We start from the raw sequence: 19,259 nt of genomic DNA on the forward strand, positions 1-19,259 counted from the left end.
TTACTACCTGATTGGCTTGTATGGTGGAATTGGGGCATCATCAGGAAAAGCAGTAACCACTTTCCCAGTAGCTGGCTGGTATATAACTCGCATTCGTACACCATCACGGCTTTCATAAGCTACCCATTTGGCAGCATCACCCTTAGCTGTGTAAATTCCGCCAGTCCCTGTTTGAGCATACCACTTAGTACTCGGTGATGTTGTGATATCGCCGATTGCATCAACAATTTTATCCCCTGACCAACTTTCAGGAAAAACAGTCTTTCCTTCTTGCCCCGGCCACATATGTCCACCGCTGCCAGGCTTTTCACCGTACAGGATGTGTTGCTTTGCCTCAGGAGAAAGAATGTCAACATAGTCCTTCTCAAGACCTTTCGAACCTGCCGTCAGTATATCGTCGGCACCTTCTCCAACCAACCCCGCCGCGCGCCGCTCGGCCATGTAGGCCATAATACCTTTGGCCGCAGAGCCGCCTAGGCTAGTCGCTGCCATCAGCAAAATATCTTTCTCACTCAACAGCGGCACAATTCCGCCACCAAGGATCGTGGTCATCTGCTGATAGACGTTCTGGTTCTGCCAGTTAGACGTACCGATAGAGCCAATTTCATTTTGATGCTGAAGTGCAGCCGCCGGGCCAAATTGGTTCGCCCACTCAACCGGGATAGCCCCAACATCATCCCCCGACGTTGCGTTCCCAAGTTTGCTGTTGAATAAGGTCGAATCCTTGTACTGCGCGGCCGTCGCCGAAAACGCGTAAACCGCGTCTCCTTTTGCAACGATCGGCGTTCCGTCCGACCAAGTCAGTTGGATCTTTTGATTCTTGAGCTGGGTGACCACCCCCTCAGCGACAGCCATATCGTCCAGCAAATGCTGTTTTTCAGGGTTAACATCTGCTCCGGTGTCGAGGATCGCCTTGAGCTGCGCGGCGGCGGTTGCATCAATATCGGCTCCTGCTTCGAGGTTGAGCAGCGCTTCCCACGAAATGCCAGAGTTACTCTTGCCCTGCTCATCCAGTTTGGCGGCTTCCGCCGCCAACATTTTCTTTTCAAAGGTATGAAGCTGGCGGTTGTACGATTGCGCGTTGCCAGCAATCTCCGAGCCTTTCGATATGTCTCCACCTACAGCGGCAGCGGCGAACAGGCCAACCAACTTAGACGCAGCGTTCACCATACGGTCATGATCGGTCGCATCGGCGCCTTTGAGAAACTCGCTTTTGTCTAGGTATTCAATTAACGCTTCGTTTGCACCCGCAGCGGCAGCGCCGGTTTTGAAATCTCCGCCCATAACCTCGGAGAGAAGTCCGCCGACGACAGCGTGTAGGGCAATTTTGTAGGCACCACTCTCTGGCAGGTCAAACTTCTTGCCAATGTCACCTACGCCATTGAATGCAGTCGCTTGCAGTACGGTGAACACACTCCCCATCATCGAATCTTTGAAAGTGCCAGTGCCCAACGCCTCATTGAGCGCACCGTTTACTGCGCCGCCTGCCAGTTGAATTGCGCTAAACCTGGCCAATGCCGCCGGATCCATAAGGCTCGGCACGACACTGGGCCCTGTTATTTTGCCGGTCGCGGAGTCCATGCTGGCGCCAAACCAGTTCGAACTCGCATAATTAATGAAGCCGGCTGTCAGTCCGGATACCGCCGCGCTTTGCAAGCTTCCTTTGCTGAAAGTGTCCTTGACGACCGCGCCAAGGTTGCCCTTGTTACTGATTGCACTGTTAGCTGTACTAACCTCCAGACTCACTACCACAGCGTTCGCCAAGCCAGCACTGAACGTACCCGCAGTAGCGCCAATTAACCCGGCGCCAGCACCGCCCGTGAAAGCAGCGAGCAAAATGGCCAGCGCCAACTGAGCTCCAGCACCCAGTCCTGAATGCGAGTATTTGAACGACTGGTGAATCTCTTTCACCATCCTCCAGTCGACATCCCCTCTCTTCTCGGCGTCCTTCAGCCAAGCCAAATCAGGGCTTGCAGTAACCATCGCATCGATGGCTTCACTGACGGTCTGCTGATTAACCCGCTTCACATCGATGTGCAGGCCATCCACCGCCTTGATCGCCAAGTTACCTTTGGCGATAAGCTCGCTCTGGCGGAGGGTTTCATCGGTGCGTCCCTTACCCGACATCGACGTCCAGGCGAGACTGCTGTTGCTCTTCTCATGACTTTCCTGATGAAGATCTTTCACACCTTCAAAAGTGATTGCACCACCACTATCGAGCGTCAGGTCTTTGCCACTGTCGAGCTTTGCCACCTGATAGTGCTGATCGCCTCCGCTGACCAGCATCATGTTGCCGCCGGAGGTGATTTCGCTGCCGATGTTGGTGACCTGCGTCACCTCATCTCGCTTGGTTTTCTTCCTACCGAACGAGCCTTTGCTTTTCTTGTTGTAGAGCGAGTAATCACTTTCCTGAGCGGCGAGGATGTCGAGCTTGTCGCCTGCCACCAGGTAAGCTTCGTCGCCTGCGGTGATGCGGCTTGAGATGACGGCCAGATTCTGCCCCGCGCTGACGGCGACGCTGCCGCCTGCGTTGATCTCGGTCGAGACCTGATGGACATGATCCTCCTGCACCGTCAGTTTCTTGCTCTTGGACAGGAAGTGATTTTCATCGGCGGCCGAGGCGATGGTGACGTTCTCGGTGGCTGCAATGGCGATATCGCGCTTGGCATCGATCTGGGTCGCGATGGCGTTGACGTCTCGACCGGCCTGCACTGACAGATCACGGCCTGCGCTGATGGTTGAGGTGGTCTGGGTGACATCGCTGCTGGTGTGCTTGCGGTTCAGTACCAGGCTGTTGACCATCTGGCTGGAAACGGTGTTGACGTCACGTCCGGCACTCAGGGTCAGGTCGCGCCCGCTCTGCAACGCGCTGCCAATATTGTTGATGTCTCGGCCTGCGGAAACGCTCAGGTCATTGGCCGCTTCGATGCGTGCAGCACTGTCTGCGTAGTCCTTGTGCAGTCGCCCGCGCGTACTGCTGTCGAGCGAGGTGATGGTGCGTTCGTTGGTGACGTCGCCTCCGATGGCAGTCACGGTGACGTCGCGACCGGCGATGATGCCGCCCGCCTTGTTGGTGATGTCGTTGCCTGCCAGTGCGTCCAGACGGTTGCCCGCCGAAATCAGGCCGCTGTTGACCAGATCCTGTCCCGCGGTGGCGGACAGGTTATTCGTGGCTTTAAGGGTGCCAACGTTGTCGAGGTTTTCGCCTGCGATCAGCGTGACGTCTTTACCGGCGATGAGCGCGCCATTGGGGGCCAGACGGCCGTCCGCCTGGGCCAGGTAGAGCACCGGCACCAACACTTTTTCGCCATTGACTTCGTGCTCTTCGAGCCAGACGATGTCGTGGGTCAGGGCTGCGACCTGCTGAGAGGTCAGCGACACGCCAACGGACAGATTCAGCGCGTCCTTGCTGGCGATGGCGTTGTTCATCAAGTACTTGAACTGATCCTCGTTGGAGGTCTGTCCATCGATGAAGGCCTGGCCGGTGCGAGCGGTGATGGCCTGCTGTACGAGGCGTTGTTCGTAGAGGCCGTCGCCGAGGCGCTTCTGCGCAAGGTCAGGGTCGTAGCCCAACGCCGAGAGCATGTAGTCCGAGCTCATGAACTGCTTGAGGTCGGTGAGCACGGGGTTGGTTTCGATGAGGTATTTGCCGGTGCTGGGTTTGGCAGCATAGCTCGGCAAGCCCTGAACACGTGTCAATCCTGGCGGGCTGTTATCGACATTGACTGTGCTGACGCTGGCGCTCACATCCGCATTCTGACGATCTGCAACGGTCAGCAACTGCCCGGACGTTATCGGTGCACTGGCATCAGCGACCAGTACGTCTCGGGATGAAATGCCCGGCAAGGCCTGGTCGCGCTGGGTCGCGGTAACAGTGGCGGTGCCTAAGCTCCAATTCTGTGTCGAAACGCCGGCCTGTGTACCGCCCTCTGCGCTGAGACGAAACAGCCCGTTCTGCCCGGCTGGCAGACTGAAACCTGGAAGGCTGGTCGGGTCGACCTGCTGCTGAGCCAGATCAGGGGGCAGCTGTGCGTTCAGTTGAACCACAAGCGTGGTGCCTGTACCGCTTGCGCGAGTGTCGGCGACTTTATTGGTACCCGCTGCAGACGCGTAGTCTTGGTGGATGACGCTGTTTTGCAAGTCTTTGGTGGCGGTGATGGAAACATTGCCGGCCGCCTGGATCACTGCACTGCGGCCTGCGCTGCCTGTGCCGTTTTTGGCGACTTCCACGTCGCTGACCAACGCCAGTGAGCTAAGCGCCGTCGGCAACTGCAACAGATTGGCCGGATCGTAGTGAGAGCTTGGGGTGTTGCCCCACGAATACCCAGAGAGCGTCCGGTTGGAAACGTTCTCGCCGGTGACGGCGTCCTTTACGGTCGTGACCTTGATCAGTCCCCCATCGTGGCCGGGCTCTCGTCCTGTCGCAAAAGTCACGACAGCCAGACGAATTTCCCCTGACGCTGCAACGTAATAGACCTTGGGGAAATCCGGGTTATCACGTTGGTTGTAGGCAACGACTTCCGGCATGAAGCGATTAACCGTACCGTCGGTCACCCTCCCCTGATAATAGGTGCGCGTTCGCTCGACCGTGCCGCTGACAGCCCCCAGGTTCTTGACGTTGTCCGCCTGAATGGAAATATTGCCGCCCGCACTGACGGTACTTTTACTGTTGAGAAAAGTGCTGCCGGTGAACGTGAAATCGCCCCCGGCGGTCAACAGAGAAGACGCAGTGGTATCGCTGTCCTCCCCGGCATCAAAGGTCTCCCGGGCGATGTAGTTGACTTCGTAGTGATCGCCGCTGCAATCGATGCACTGCACAGCGATGAAGCCTTTGACCAACGTGCGCCCGACGGAAAAATTCTGCGTGCCGTCCGAGCCTTCGGTACGGTTTTCGAACGCGGTGGCGTTGATCGAGAATGCCCCACCGCTCTCCATCGAACCGGAAATGTTCGAAACCTGATTGGCACGGGCCGTGCCATACCCGCCCACGGTGAGGTTGCGCAGGCTGTAGAAGTCGCCCTTGAGGTTGGTCAGCGTGGCAGTGTTCAGCTGCATGTCCGCGCCGCTGAAGATCAGCCCCTGGTTGCTTAGCGCAGGTGTGGTCACAGTAAGTGCCTGAGCCGCACCCAGCGTGCCGTAGTTCGCGAGACTGCCTGCGTTAACGATCAGGTTGGCGCCCGAGGTGATGCGCCCATAACCAGTGGCTGAACCTGAAATGTTGAGGTCAGTGCGTGCACCACCGGCAATGCTGGCAGCACTGCCCATGGTCAGCTGACTGGCGGTGAGAGCCAAGGTACCCAGGCTGCTCGCTCTCCCGTTGCCGCTGTAGCCGCCACCCAGGGTCAGGTTCAGCGCTCCGTCACTGGCGATGACACCCTCGTTGATCCAGTTCCCGCCGGTGCCGACAAACCCGCCCGATGCGAGCAATTGCCCCGTTGCCGTCTGCGTGAAGTGATTGACGTTGACGTTAAGGGTGCTGGCTTGAATGACGCCGTTGTTCGTCCAACTGTCAGCGTTAAGGGTCAGCGCACCGCGGCTGATGAAGCTGCCCCCGGCGCTCATGATGTTGGCCGTGGAAACACCGAAGTTGCCATTACCCACGTGCAATACAGTGCCGCCGCTGTTAAGCAGACTGCCCACACCGAAGTTCAAGTCAGTGTTGGCGGTTTCAAGAGCACCGTTGCGGTTGTCCAGCAAGCCGCCAATCTGGAAGTTAGTCGTGCCGCTGGAGCCCAGAGCCCGCAGTTTTCCGCTCTGGTTGTCGAGGCTGGCAGCGGTGATGTTGAGGGTGCTGTCGCTTTCGATGATGCCCAGGCGGTTGTTCAGGGCGCCGCTCAGGTTCAGGTCGATTTGTTGTCCAGCGATCTGGCCATCGTTGTCGCCGCTGTTGTCGAAATTGTTGCCGGTGACGTTGATTTTTTGCCTGGCGTACAGGCCGCCGTTGCGGTTGTCGAAGTTTCCGCTGCCGGTGTCGATCAGCGCGTCGCCGCTTTGCGCCGAAATGCGCCCACCGTAGTTGTCGATGCCGGCAAGTGCGCGAATGTCGAGGCGTTGCGCCTGGGTGATGCCGCCCTGACGATCGAGGTCGTAGCCGTTTTTCAGCACGCCGCTGATGCGCGCGGTGAAGGCATTTTGCAGGCTGGAAAGCACGCCGCCCCGGTTGTCGACGTTGTTGGCGGTGAGGTTGAGGTCGCCGCCTTGGGCGATGATCTTGCCGGCCTGGCTGTCGATGTCGCCACTGACGGTCAGGTTCAATGCGCCCTGGCTTTGCAGCGTGCCCTGGCTGTTGGCGAGGCTCGCGGCCTGGACCGTGAGACCGGCATTCTTGCTGTAGATCAGGCCGTCGTTGGCGTTCTGGATCGCGCCGCTGGCGGTCAGCAACAGTGCGTCATTGGCAGCAACGGTGCCGCGATTGCTGTTGTCCAGCCCGTCGGTGAACAGGGTCGTTGCCCGTTGGCTGGCCAGTTGGCCGCCTTGGTTGTTGATCTGCGCGGCGCGGCTGATCAGCAGGTCGCCCGCGCTGGCGAGCTTGCCGCTGGAGTTGGTCAGGCTGCCGAGCAGATCGAGCGTGATTCCCGCGTTACTGGCGATGCTGCCTGCGCTGTTGTCCAGATCGGTGCCGGTGAAACTCAGCGCTTGTTGCGCGTTGATCGCGCCGGCCGCATTGCCGAGTTGCGCAGCGTTGACACTCAAGGCGGCGCCGCTGTCGATCAGGCCGTCCTGGCCATTGTCCAGCAGGCCGCTGACGGTGTAAGTCTGCCCTGCTCCGCTGGACAGAATCCCGCCCCGGTTATCGACGCTGGCCGCGCTGATGTCGAGTGTCTTCTGGCTGACCAGCGCGCCGTTGCCCGCATTGAGCAAGGCGCCTGTAAGGTCGATACCGACGCTGCCATTGCGGCTCGACAGCGTACCGCCGTTGCGGTTGTCGAGGCTGCCGCCGCTGACGCTGAGCCCTTCCCAACCGGAGATCAAACCAAGCTGGTTGAGCAGCGATTCGGCGTTGAGGGTAAGTTGCTGGTTGCTGATCAGCTTGCCGCTGCTGTTGTCCAGCGTGCGCCCTGTAACGCTGAAGCGCTGGCTGCTGGAGATTTCGCCACCCGCGTTTTTCAGGTCACGCAGATGGCTGATGACCAGCGGATTCTGGGTGGTGATCAGGCCGTTGCTGTTGTCGAGGTCTGCACCGTTCAGGTCGAGGTTCAGCGCAGTGGCGCCCAGCAGTGTGCCACCGACGTTGTTGATGCCGGTCGCTTGCAGGTTCAAAGTCTGTGCAGCGTTGATCAGGCCGTCATTGCCGTTGTTCAACAGGCCGTCGACATCAAGGGTCAAGTCGCCACGACTGGTCAGGGTGCCTGCGCTGTTGTCCAGCGTGCCGCTGCGCGCATTGAGGCTGGCAGCGGCGATCATGCCTTTGACGTTGGTCAGCGCCTGTGCGACGCGCACGACCAGCGCCTGATTGCTCAGCAGTTTGCCGTCGCTGTTGTCGAGGCTATCGGCGTTGAACTCGAAACCCAGAGTGCTGGAGATTTCGCCGTTCTGGTTGTTCACGCCTGCGAGGTTTTTCAGCAGCAAGGCGCCGGGGGCGTTGATCAGGCCGTTCTGGTTGTTGAGCTGACCACGGTTCATATCCAGGGTCAGGCTGGCGTTGCTGAACAGCGTGCCGCCTTGCTGATCGAGCCCGCTGACGCTGGCCGTCAGCACCTTGTTGCTGCCGATGCTGCCACCGGTGTGGTTGCTGAGGTGTGCAGCGCTCAGCTCAAGGCTGTCGGCGCTGGTCACGCGCCCGTCGTGGCTGTTATCGAAATCACCGGTGTGAATCGCCACCGCACCCTTGCCGCTGATGCTGCCGTTTTGCGAGTTGTCCAGGCTGGCGCTGTTGAGGGTCAGGCTGCCATCGGTGATCAGCTTGCCGCCTCGGCTGCTGACGGCGCCGGAGCTGTCGATGCTTAATGCCCCGGCACTGGACAGACTCCCGCCGTCGTTGGTCAGCGAGCCGCTGCGAACACTGAGCCTTCCTTCGCTGCTGAGCAGGCCAAGGTTGTTCAGAACATCACCGCTTAGGCCCAGATCGACGTTTTGCAGGCTGAACAGGCTACCGCCGCTATTGTCCAGGCGGGCGCCGGTCAGGCTCAGGCCGGTCTTGCCAGTCAATACGCCGTTATTGCGGTTGGCGAGTCGGTCGACCGCCAAAGTCAGGTTTTTCTGGCTGTCCACCCGCCCCGCATCGCTGTTGTCGAGCTGCTGCGCCGTCACGCTGATCGTGTTGTGGCTGGATACCTCACCACCCCGGTTGTCGATGTTGGCGACGTTCAACGTCAGCAGGCCGTCGGCGCTGAGCAGACCGTTGTGGCTGTTGTCGAGCTGGGTGCCGGTCAGGCTCAGGCTTCCCAGCGCGATGAACTGACCGCCCTGTTGCTGCAGGCCGCCGATGTTGGCGACGAGGTCTTGTTTGCTGGCGATCTGTCCGAGGCTGTTGTCGACGTTCGCGGCGTTCAGCATGAGCTTGCCATCGGCAATCAGCGTGGCGTTGTGGTTGATCAGAGTGTCGTCGACGCTGAGGGTCATCTCGCCCCGGCTGCTCAGCAGGCCGTCGGTATTGTCGAGGCTCCCCACGCGAGCATCGATGGCCGCGGCGGAAATCGCGCCGTTGACGTTCGCCAACGCGTGGGCGACGCGCACCATCAAACTCTGATCGCTCAGCAGCTTGCCGTTGCTGTTGTCGAGGCTATCGGCATTGAATTCAAACCCAAGGGCGCTGGAGATTTCGCCGTTCTGGTTGTTCACACCCGCAAGGTTCTTCAGCAGCAAGGCGTCCGGCGCGTTGATCAGGCCATTCTGATTGTTGAGCTGGCCGTGGGTGAGGTCGAGGGTCAGCGTGCCGTTACTGAAGAGTTCGCCCGCTTGTTGGTCGAGACCGGTGACGCTGGCTGTCACAGCCTTGGCGGCGGCAATGCGACCGCCGTCCTGGTTGGTGACCTGCGCTGCGTTGAGGATCAGGCTGTCGGCGCTGGTGAGCTGGCCGTTGTGACTGTTGTCGAAAGCACCGGTGCTGACGACCGTCGCACCCTTGCCGGACATCGCGCCCTGATTGCGGTTGTCCAGGCTGGCACTGGTCAGCGCCAATGTGCCGTCGGTGCTGATCGAACCCTGCTGATTACTCACCGCACCCTGGGTGACGACTGATAAGGCACCTGCACTGGACACCTTGCCAGCGGTGTTGGTCAGCGTCCGGGCGGTGACGTCGAGCGTGCCTTCGCTACTGAGCAGGCCACTGCCGTTGTCGAGGTCAACGCTGAGGTTGACGGTGAGATCGGTCTGACCGGACAGCGTACCGCTGCTGTTATTCAGCAGCCCGCCGTCGAGGCGCAATGCGCTGCCCGCGTAGATCAGACCGTTATCCTGGTTGAAGACGTTGGCGATGTTCAGGCCCATCGTGCCGCCAGCCAACACTTTGCCGACGCGGCTGTTGTTCAGCTGGCTCGCTGTGATGCGCACATCGGCGCTGCTGGAGAGCTCGCCGCTGCGGTTGTCGATGTCGGAAACATCGAGGCTCAGCGCTTTTGTCGAACCCACCAGGCCGCCCGTGCGATTGTCGAGCTGGCTGCCCTTGAGGGTCAGATTGCCTTGGGCGACCACCTCGCCTTTCTGGTTGTTCAACGTGTTGATTATGGCGTTGAGGTCGCGTTTGCTGGAGATGCGGCCCTTGCTGTTGAGCGCCACTTCGGCGTTGACCAGCCCTGCCCCGCCTGCGCTGATCAAACCGCTCTGGTTATTCAGTGTGCCTTGAACGTTCAGGGCCAGATTGCCCCCGGCGGTGATCTGCCGACCGCTGTTGTCGAGGCTTTGGCTGGTCTTGGCGCTCAGGTCACGACTGGCAATCACGGTTCCGTTGTTGCGCAGGTTCTGCGCGCTCAGCGCCACGTCACCCCTCGCATTGCGGCTGTCGTCGGCATTCACCCCCGCTTCAACGATCGCGTTGTTGGTCAGCTGGCCGTTGCTGCTCAGGTTGATGCGATCGCGCGCGGCGATGTTCTGCTGGATGTTCAGGGCGTCGCGGGTCTGCAGGTCGACGCTGTTGCCGTACATCGCGCCCTGCACGTCGGCGGTGGCCGCCTTGACATTGACCGCGCCGTTGGCGGCGACTTGGGCCATGATCAGTTGGCCGTTGGTGTCGATCTGGATGTCGCCTGCGCTGGCGGCGAGGTTGCCGGCGAGTTTCACACCGACGCCGGCTTCGGTGCCCACCAGTCGAATCGCGCCAGCGTACATGCCGCCCAGCGCCGAGCTGTCGATGGCCAGTTGCGGCTTGGCGCTGCCATCGTCCGCCAGCGCGGTGGCGTTGAGGGTCTGGGCGTCGACGTCGTTGCGACCGGTGACGACGTTGAGCTTCTTGGCGTGCAGCTCGGCGTTGATTTTCGCGCTGCGGGTGATGATGTCGAACTGGTCGACGTTGTCGGCATTGAGGCCACCGCCGTCGATGGAGACGCTGCCGCTGTCGACGCGGAAATGGTCGAGTCGGCCGTTGTCCAGCACCGGCTTGCCGGTGGTCAAGGTCACCTGCGGCGTATTGATGAAGCCGCAGCCGTTGCAGCTGATGCCGTATGGGTTGGCGACGATGACGCGTGCAGTCTGCCCGGCCACTTCTGTGTAACCCTTGAGCTGCGTGGCGTTGGCACCGATCACTTCGTTGAGGATGGTGCTGGCGGCGCGGCCGTTGAGGTTCTGGTTACCGAGGATAATGCCGCCCAGTTGCGTACTCTGGGTACGGTCGGTGGCGTTGTTGAGGATGACGCCTTGGGTGCCGACGTTGTACTGCTGATACTGGTTGTGCGAGAGCCCGCTGGCGTTGGGCGCGGCAATATTGACGATGGGCACGCCGTTGCCCGCCTTGCCAACCGTGGTATTGGTGGTGCCACTCACGGCAATGCCGTCAGCTTGGGCCAGCAGCGGTTGCCAGAACATCGCCTGCACCAGAATCAGCGCGATGCCGCGCTTGGGCAGCCCGCAGAACGACGGTCGCTCGATCAGCGTCGCGGAGGGCTGGCGGGCCAGAAAGTTGAAGAAACGAACGTCCATGTCAGGTATCTCGGCGAAACGTTAGAGGAAAAAATCCAGGCGGAAATAGATCGGCGATTCGCGCTCGATCAGGCCGGCCGGACGCTCCAGAGAGTGGGCAAAGGTGGCGGTCGCCGCGACGTGCTGGCCACGGGCGAAAAATTCGAAAGAGTTGCTGGACATGCGCCCGTGCTCGTCGCCGTTGTAGCGATCGTTGCGGATCACGCCCTGGTCGTAACCGAGGGCAGTGCCATAGTCGCTGAATACTGGGCGCAGCCATTCAAGCGTCACCGGGAGGGTCAGGCGCAGCTCGTTGCGCCAGTAGCCGCCGCTGTCACCCGAGAGAAACTGATCCTTGTAGCCGCGCACCGATGCCGAGCCGCCCAGGCTCATGCGCTGAGGGCTGAACAGCACGTCCTCACTGCGCTGACCGGTGGCCAGGCTGGTGAAGGTCAGGCTCTCGCCGAACAGCTTGAACGGCTGCAGGTAGCTGACCGTCCCGGTGTACTTGCGGTAACGCGCATCCGCCTCGCCGGGGCCGGGATGGTCATTTTCCTGGGCATCGAAGGCGCTGATGCCCTGCTGCATGCCCAGGTCGACGTTGAGAAACGCCCCGCCGACGCGACGGCCGTGGTTAATGCCGTACTGCACTTCGCTGATGCGGTTGCTGCTCAGCGCCAGGCGGCTGTCTTCGATGTAGTTGTTGGTGCGCAGGTTGGACAGGCCGACGTTGAGCGAGGTTTTGCTCAGTGCATCGCGATAGATGACCCGCTCGGCGCGCAGCTGATGGGTCTGGCTGTCGCCGCTCTGTTTGAAGTTAAAGCCGTTGGCCTGCACCTGGGAGCGAAAATCGCTTTCGCTGTAGCTGTACGTGAAGTTCCACCAACCCCACGGCAGGTTGTAGGCCAGCGAGGCGTTATGCGAGGTGTGTGCCGAATCGGTCATCGCATCGTGGCCACCGCGCAAGCTCAGCTGGTCGGCCAGACCCAGCGGGCTGTCCCATTCAAACCCGGTATTCCACTGCTGTTCGCCGGTGCTGCGCTGGCCGTCGTTGTTGCGCGACAGGCTAGCGCGCCAGGGCTTTTGCGGTGTGTTCTTGACCAGCACGTCGCTGCCACCAACGGCTTGGCCCGGGGTCAGCTCCATTTGCGCCTGATTGGATGGCAGGCGGTTGAGCTGATCAACCATCTGCTCGATCTCGCGCAGGTTGACCAGTTGCCCTTCCTGCCCCGGAAACGCCATGGCCAGTTCGCGATCACTCAGGCCGCTGTTGGCATCGCTTTTGAGCGTCTCGAGGCGACCTTCAACGATCAGCACCTGCAGCTGCCCGTTCGACAGATCCTGTTGCGGCAGGTACGCGCGGCTGGTGACCAATCCCTTCTCGATGTACAGATCGGTGATGACTTTCAGCAGCTGATTGAGCTGCGAGACGCCAAGGCATTGGCCCAGATACGGCCGGGTCAAACGTTTGCGCTCGGACTCGGAGAGTGAGTCGGCGCCTTTGAGTTCGATGGTGGTGATGGTGAAGCAGCGGGTGTCGGCGGGTGCGCTGGGCTGCGCCGGCGCGGCTTGCCTGCCGGGCAGATCCTTGAGTTCTTCGAGGCGGCGTTGTTGCTCTTGCAGCAGGCGATCCTGCCGGTCGCGAATGAGATCTTGCTCCCCCGGAGTGGGCGCTGCCACTACGGAAAAAGACACGATGGTCAGCAGGCCAAACAGCGAAACCTTCGGAATGAAAACAACCACGGAGCGTCCTTGCGATGGCATAGTGATATCAAATAAGCGGTGCAATTTTAGGTAGCCATATCTTTGGCGTCAATTACTCGGCCCGCCGTATGCCGGGTTTGTTACAACTTTCAGAAAAATCCCGGCGCTTCCGGCATGGAAGGGATGGTGCAAGCGCCGGTCTGACTAACCGGCTGAAGCGGCCTGACCCAGCGGCCACCCTGATACCCCGCGACCATGGACTTCGACGATAGTCGCAATCGCGATAATGGATTAACCGGTTGGTCCATAATTATGGTTTCATTGCGCCCGCTTGCGAGCGCACCCGCGTGCGGCCTCGCCTTCACTGCCCTCGTCCCTGCGACGCCTTCTGCACTTCAGGTTGATTAATGAGCATTCCTTCGCGTTTTTCTGCTGAGCCCGGTTCCCGCCGCGGGCTCTCCGTGGCGCTTGTCGCCGGTTCGATGCTGGCCCTGGCCGCGTCTTCGCCATCGATGGCCGATGACTGGCAGGACCGGTCGACGATGACTGGCGATTGGGAAGGAAACCGCAGCAGGCTGGCGGCGCAGGGCGTGAAGATCACCGGCGACTACAGCGGCGAGACGGTCTACAACGCCCACGGCGGCAAACAGCGCGGCACGCGGTACTCACAGAACATCAAGCTGGGTGCACAGTTCGATCTGGGCAAGTTGTTCGATCTCGAAAGCGGCGGTCGCATCCAGCTGACCATCAACGACCGGCGCGGCAACGACGGCTCGGGCGATCTGGTGGGCAACCGCCTGCCGGTCCAGGAAAACTACGGCGGCCTTTATACCCGCCTGACCGAACTGAGCTACGAAAACACGCTGTTTACGCCGGCGCTCAACGTCAAGCTCGGCTACCTGGCCATGGGCAACGACCTGGGCGGCCTGACCAGCGGCATTCTGTGCAACTTCATGAACGCCGGTTTTTGCGGCCACCCGCTGGCAATGTCCGGCGGCAGCGGCTGGAGCAATTACCCGAATGCCCATCTGGGCGGCACGGCAAAATATCGCTTCACGCCCAACTTCGCCCTGCAAGTCGCTGCGTATAAAGTCGACGCGGCGAGCAATGGCGATTCCAGCCGGGCCTGGCACGTGACGCCCAAGGACAGCACCGGCAACATCCTGCCCATCGAGGCCATCTACAACGTGCTGGGCGAGATGCCCGGCGAATACCGCGTCGGGTACTACTACGACACCTCGGACGCGCCGCGCATCGGCACCAGCAAGCAAGTCGGCGGGCGCGAAGGCTCATATCTCCTGATGGATCAGGACATCTGGAACTCCACTGACGTGACCGGGCGCAACGTGCACATGTTCGCGCAGTTCTCCAACGCCAGTGCGGCCGCCGCGCCGTTTCGCCGCTGGTATTCGGCAGGTTTTGCGTTGAAAAAGCCGTTCGTGTCGCGTCCCAACGACACGGTCGCCATCGGCTACGGCCGCGCGGTGTTCAATTCGCGTAGCCGTGACGTGCAGGAAAGCGCCGCGCTCGCCAACGGGCAGGACTTTCCTGATCTCGCCAGCGGCGAAGGCCTGGTGGAAATGACGTACGGTGCGCAAGTGGCGCCGTGGCTGACGATCCGCCCTTCGCTGCAGTACATCATCGAACCCGGTGCGTTCTATGGCGAAGACATCGACAACACGCTGATCCTCGGCCTGCAAGTCAAAGCGACGCTGTAACCCGCTGCTGATTCGGTAGCCGTTCGCCTCGCCGGGCGGCTACGTGCTCTCCACTTCCCCAGCCGTCATCGTCGACCTGCCCCTTCACTGCATCCTTTGCCCGCGTGGATGGCCCGCCCGGGTCATTGCCCGGCACGCATGCGGATCGAGTGTGCTGTTCTCTCTCTCGTCCCGCCCTCTCCATCACGCCGCCATTCACGTCAATCGTTGCGGGCGTACGGCCCCCGCGCAGGCTGTCACGGCGGCCATCCCGCAGGCAATGTTTGCAAAATCCTCATGCAAAACTGCAACCTCCGCCGATTGTTTGGCTCAGACTATTTCGCTACCGGCAAAATCGCGCATCATGGGCGCGTCAGCTCAAGGGAGATTTCCATGCGTTTCAGAATATTCATCACGCCTCTTGCCGCCTTGTCGTGGGTGCTGCTGGTGACCGGGACGGCGGTTGCCAGCGAAGAAACGCAACTGATCCAGTCCATCAATACCTATCGCAGCCAGGCGCAGCCTTGCGCCAACCTGGCCTCGCAAGAGCTGCCGCCACTGACCACGGACCCACGCCTGAACCTGCCGGCCACCGGCACCGTGGACCTGCAACCGATGCTGGCGCGGGCGTCTTATCCGATGGTCACGGTGCAGGCGATCACCCTTTCCGGCCCGCGCGATGCGCAATCGGCGATGGCGGCGATTCAGGAAAGCTTCTGTCAGGTGGTGCTCAACCCGCAGTTTGTCGACATCGGCGTAAGCCGCGCCGACCGCGACTGGCGCATCGTCCTTGCGCGTCCACTGCTGGCGGGCGGTCTGGGTAATTCGCAGGCTGAAGGCCGCAAGATGCTCGATCTGATCAACGCCGCGCGCTCCGTGCCTCATCAATGCGGTGGTCAGCCTTATTCAGCGGCGTCCCCGCTGACCTGGAACGACAACCTCACCAGCGCAGCCGAGAGCCACTCCCGCTCGATGGCCAACAATAATTTCTTCGACCACAAAGGCCGCAACGGCGGCACTCCTGGCGACCGCGCGGAGCTGGCGGGTTATATCGGCCAGCAGATCGGCGAGAACATCGCCGCCGGCCAGGACAACGCGCGCAAAGTCGTCGACGGTTGGCTGGCCAGCCCCGGGCACTGCGCCAACCTGATGAACCCGCAATTCCGCGAACTCGGCGCCGCCTACGCCGTCGACCCGAAAAGCGACGCGGGCATTTATTGGACGGCGGTGTTCGGCGTGCAATGACGCCAGCCGAGGCGCCACAGACCGAGCCTTCGCGAGCAAGCTCACCCTACAGGTCTTGTGGCCCGTTGACGAATCCAGCCAGCGCCGCGCAACCCTGGTAGGAGCGCGCTTGCCCGCGAACAGGCCGGTACATTCGCTGAACATGCATCGGCTGAAACTCAGTCTTCGCGAGCAAGCTCACTCCTACAGATCTTTGGCCTGCCGCGATACCCGTCCGCGCCGCGCAACCCTGGTAGGAGCGCGCTTGCCCGCGAACAGGCCGGTACATTCGCTGAATAAGCATCGGCTGAAACTCAGTCTTCGCGAGCAAGCTCACTCCTACAGGTCTTTTGGCCTGCCGCGATACCGGTCCGCACCGCACAAACGTTGTAGGAGTGTGGCTTGCCCGCGATCGGCTGCGCAGCAGTCGTAAAACCAGTCACCTCGGTAAATCAGACACACCGCATGCACCGGACTTGCTGCCGGTTCCCGACAGATCGTCCGAGTGCGGCCCAGGGCAAGCGCGCTCCTACAGGCCTTGCGCCCGTTCGAAACCAGCCTAGAGACAAGCTCACGCCTACAGCCTCGTGGCCCGCCTGACCGTCACTTGGCCTTGCCATCTCTGGGTTTATAGAACTGGAACTTGCCGGTTTCGGCGGTCTTGATGTACTCGGACGCCCACGCCGGTTTGACGTTGCGGTCGTGAAAATACATCGCGCCGCGGGTCCGGTCGGTGAGTTGCTGATTGAGCGCCTTGCGGGCGATTTCTTTCGACGCGGCGTAGCGGTCGTCTTCCTGCACCTGATCGGAACGCCCATCGCACCACCATGAAAACTGGCAGGCCTTTTTCTCCACGCCCTGCTTCACCACGCCGCACACGGTGTCGGGATAGCCCTCATGGCCCAGGCGATTGAGGACCACGTTGGCGACCGCTTCCATGTCTGCATCGCTGCCGCCCTTGGCCTCCCAGTAAATGGTCCGCGACAGACACGTGAGGGCGTCATCCACGGACGCCACGCCGGCCGGATCGACGGCCTGGGCTTCGGATTTGGTGATGATCTGGTTTTGCGGCACCGCCGGCGTCGGGCCGTCCTTTTCGGCGGCTTTTTCTTCCAGCACCTGTGCTTTGCTGACCACCGCTTCCGGCGCAGGCGCTGCGTCGTCGGCGAGTGTCCCGGCCGCGAACAGCATCGCGATCAGGCCTGTCGAAAGAGAAATGAGGCGCATCGTCGAACCTTCTGCATGAGGCCGATCGATCCTGCACCCGGGTCACGTCTGTGCGGCCACGGAGGGCGCGCAGCCAGCGGTGAATCGGAACATCGCAAGCTGTCGTCGACACGATTGTTATGGGGACCGTTCGCAAGCGCATGTCACATCGGATGCGCTCGCCGACAGCAGCATAGTGGCGTTTTGGTTTTATGCAATCCCCTCCGAGCTCAGGACCAAAACCACTTGCCAAGTCGCCTTGCCGTTGCCGATATTGGCGACCAACCTGCGTCCCCCACATGAGCTCATCGATGCCGATCACGCGTCTGTCATCACTGGCCCTGTTGTTCGCGAGCGCCTTTTGCCGCGCCGACGATGCGCCATCGCTGCACGCCGCGCTGGCCCATGCGGCGCCCACGGCCAATCCTCAAGTGATCGAGCTGGCGCTGCAGGCGACGCAGTGTCATCAGACGCAGACCGGCACGCACCCCATGCGCCTGGCGGTGATCGATTATTCGTTGCCCTCCACCGAAGAGCGCTTGTGGGTATTCGATCTGGCGCAGCGTCGTTTGCTGTTTCACGAACGGGTTGCACACGGGCGCAACAGCGGCGAGAACATGGCCACGCGCTTTTCCAACGAACCCTCGAGTCTGGCGTCGAGCATCGGCCTGTACAGCACACGCGAACCCTACGTCGGCCGCAATGGCTACTCGTTGCGCATGGACGGCCTGGAAGCGGGTTTCAATGATCGGGCGTTCGAGCGCGACGTGGTGATCCACGGGGCGGACTACGTGAGCACTGCGTTCGCCCGCGAAAACGGGCGAATCGGCAGGAGCCATGGTTGCCCTGCCGTACCGAACAGCGTTGCCCGTCCTCTGATAGACGTCATGAAGGACGGTCAACTGGTGTTCATCTACTATCCCGACGCGCAGTGGCTGAAGACATCGACGCTGCTCCATTGCGCGCCCGGCCGGGCGACCGCTCAGCCCTGAGACACCCGCGTAAGGGACGGCACGATCTGCGCCTTGGTCGGCGACTCGGGGGTTTTCAACGCCGGTTCAATGCTCGGTTCAGGCTCGCCGTTGAGCGCCCGGTGCATCTTCTCGGTGTCCAGCGCCCCGACCCACCGGGCGATCGCCATGGTGCCGACGCCGTTACCGATCGTGTTGGTGATCGCCCGTGCCTCGGACATGAAGCGGTCCACGCCCAGCAGCAGAACCATGCCCGCGACCGGAATGGTGCCCAGCGATGCCAGCGTCGCTGCAAGGATGATGAACCCCGATCCGGTGACACCCGCCGAGCCTTTGGAGGTGAACATCAGCACCGCCAACACGATCAACTGATCCGTCAGGGTCAGCGGCGTGTTGGTCGCCTGGGCAATGAAGATCGCCGCAATGGTGTAGTAAATCGCCTGGCCGTCGGGGTTGAAGGTCAGGCCCGAGGGAATGATCATTCCGGCCACCGGCTTGGACACGCCGGCTTTTTCCATCTTGGAAATCATCTGCGGCAGCACCGATTCAGACGAGCTGGTGCCGAGCACGGTGAACAGCTCCTCCTTGATGAAGCGCAGGAATTTCCACAGGCTGAAGCCGCTGTAGCGACAGATCGGCCCGAGCACGACGATCACGAACAACGCGCAGGTCAAGTACACGCAGGCCATCAGCTTGCCCAGCGAAAACAGCGAGCCGAACCCGTATTTGCCGATGGTGAAGGCAATGGCGCCGAAGGCCCCGATGGGGGCCAGGCGCATGACCATGTTGACGATCCGAAACATCCCCTGCATGAGGCTGTCCAGCGCGTCGACGAAGACTTTGCCGCGCGGACCGACCTGCGCCAGCGCCACACCGAGCAGGATCGAAAACAACAGGATCTGCAGCACGTTGCCCTTGGCGAAGGCATCGACGATGGTGTCGGGAATGATGTTCATGATGAAGTCCATGAACGAGCTGTGCTTGGCCGCCGTGGTGTAAGTGGCCAGGCTGGAAGTGTCGAGCGTCGCGGCGTCGATGTTCATGCCGGCACCGGGTTTGAAGACATCGACCACCACCAGCCCCACGACCAGCGCCAGGGTCGACACCACCTCGAAATACAGCAGCGCGCGCAGCCCCACGCGCCCTAGTTCCTTCATGCTTTCCATACGCGCGATGCCCGACACCACGGTGAGGAAGATCACTGGCGCGAGGAGCATTTTGATCAGCTTGATGAATGCATCACCCAGCGGTTTGAGGGCAGTTGCGGTGTCCGGCACGAACACCCCGACGATGGCGCCGAGAATGACCGCGATGAGGACTTGAACGTAGAGCTTGGACAGGATGCTTTTCATGACAGGGCCCTGATTTCTTATTGTTGTCAGGAGGTGCCGCAGGGTCGGAATCG

General features: G+C 61.1%; 7 protein-coding genes. 3 read left to right on the forward strand and 4 right to left on the reverse strand.

Going from position 1 to position 19,259, the window contains the following annotated elements:
* Positions 1–3: 3 nt before the first annotated feature.
* Both AAGQ88_RS15775 and AAGQ88_RS15780 read right to left on the reverse strand, forming a co-directional pair.
* Complete coding sequence (locus tag AAGQ88_RS15775) at positions 4–11,073, reverse strand: filamentous hemagglutinin N-terminal domain-containing protein (RefSeq protein ID WP_342652884.1); 11,070 nt, start codon at positions 11,071–11,073, stop codon at positions 4–6.
* A 21-nt stretch (positions 11,074–11,094) separates the two neighbouring features.
* Positions 11,095–12,768, reverse strand: a complete 1,674-nt coding sequence (locus AAGQ88_RS15780) for a ShlB/FhaC/HecB family hemolysin secretion/activation protein (RefSeq protein ID WP_342655822.1) — start codon at positions 12,766–12,768, stop codon at positions 11,095–11,097.
* Between the two features lie 470 nt (positions 12,769–13,238).
* Here AAGQ88_RS15780 and AAGQ88_RS15785 point away from each other — a divergent pair, with 470 nt between their 5' ends.
* Together AAGQ88_RS15785 and AAGQ88_RS15790 are read left to right on the forward strand one after the other, a co-directional pair.
* Entirely contained in the window at positions 13,239–14,474 is a 1,236-nt protein-coding gene (locus tag AAGQ88_RS15785; protein WP_342655823.1) for a carbohydrate porin, read from the forward strand.
* Positions 14,475–14,846: 372 nt separating this feature from the next.
* Positions 14,847–15,698, forward strand: a complete 852-nt coding sequence (locus tag AAGQ88_RS15790; protein WP_342652885.1) for a CAP domain-containing protein — start codon at positions 14,847–14,849, stop codon at positions 15,696–15,698.
* Positions 15,699–16,280: 582 nt separating this feature from the next.
* On the opposite strand, the gene AAGQ88_RS15795 is transcribed toward AAGQ88_RS15790, so the two are convergent.
* Positions 16,281–16,904, reverse strand: coding sequence for a cell wall hydrolase (locus tag AAGQ88_RS15795; protein WP_342652886.1), 624 nt, complete (start codon positions 16,902–16,904; stop codon positions 16,281–16,283).
* Positions 16,905–17,194: 290 nt separating this feature from the next.
* Between AAGQ88_RS15795 and AAGQ88_RS15800 the strand changes: the two genes are divergently transcribed.
* Positions 17,195–17,875, forward strand: a complete 681-nt coding sequence (locus tag AAGQ88_RS15800; RefSeq protein ID WP_342652887.1) for a murein L,D-transpeptidase catalytic domain family protein — start codon at positions 17,195–17,197, stop codon at positions 17,873–17,875.
* Here the strand turns inward: AAGQ88_RS15800 and AAGQ88_RS15805 are convergent.
* On the reverse strand, positions 17,866–19,206 hold the full coding sequence (locus AAGQ88_RS15805) for a dicarboxylate/amino acid:cation symporter (protein ID WP_342652888.1): 1,341 nt from the start codon (positions 19,204–19,206) through the stop codon (positions 17,866–17,868). The two genes, AAGQ88_RS15800 and AAGQ88_RS15805, sit on opposite strands and share 10 nt — an antisense overlap.
* Positions 19,207–19,259: the final 53 nt, after the last annotated feature.

This window comes from Pseudomonas sp. F3-2, assembly GCF_038804275.1.
Taxonomy (GTDB): Bacteria; Pseudomonadota; Gammaproteobacteria; order Pseudomonadales; family Pseudomonadaceae; genus Aquipseudomonas.

Excerpts from the sequence above, each read along its gene's own strand:
- AAGQ88_RS15795 (WP_342652886.1), bottom strand. The coding sequence starts at position 16,904 with ATGCGCCTCATTTCTCTTTCGACAGGCCTGATCGCGATGCTGTTCGCG.
- AAGQ88_RS15785 (WP_342655823.1), top strand. The coding sequence starts at position 13,239 with ATGCTGGCCCTGGCCGCGTCTTCGCCATCGATGGCCGATGACTGGCAG.
- AAGQ88_RS15790 (WP_342652885.1), top strand. The coding sequence starts at position 14,847 with ATGCGTTTCAGAATATTCATCACGCCTCTTGCCGCCTTGTCGTGGGTG.
- AAGQ88_RS15805 (WP_342652888.1), bottom strand. The coding sequence starts at position 19,206 with ATGAAAAGCATCCTGTCCAAGCTCTACGTTCAAGTCCTCATCGCGGTC.
- AAGQ88_RS15800 (WP_342652887.1), top strand. The coding sequence starts at position 17,195 with ATGCCGATCACGCGTCTGTCATCACTGGCCCTGTTGTTCGCGAGCGCC.
- AAGQ88_RS15775 (WP_342652884.1), bottom strand. The coding sequence starts at position 11,073 with ATGGACGTTCGTTTCTTCAACTTTCTGGCCCGCCAGCCCTCCGCGACG.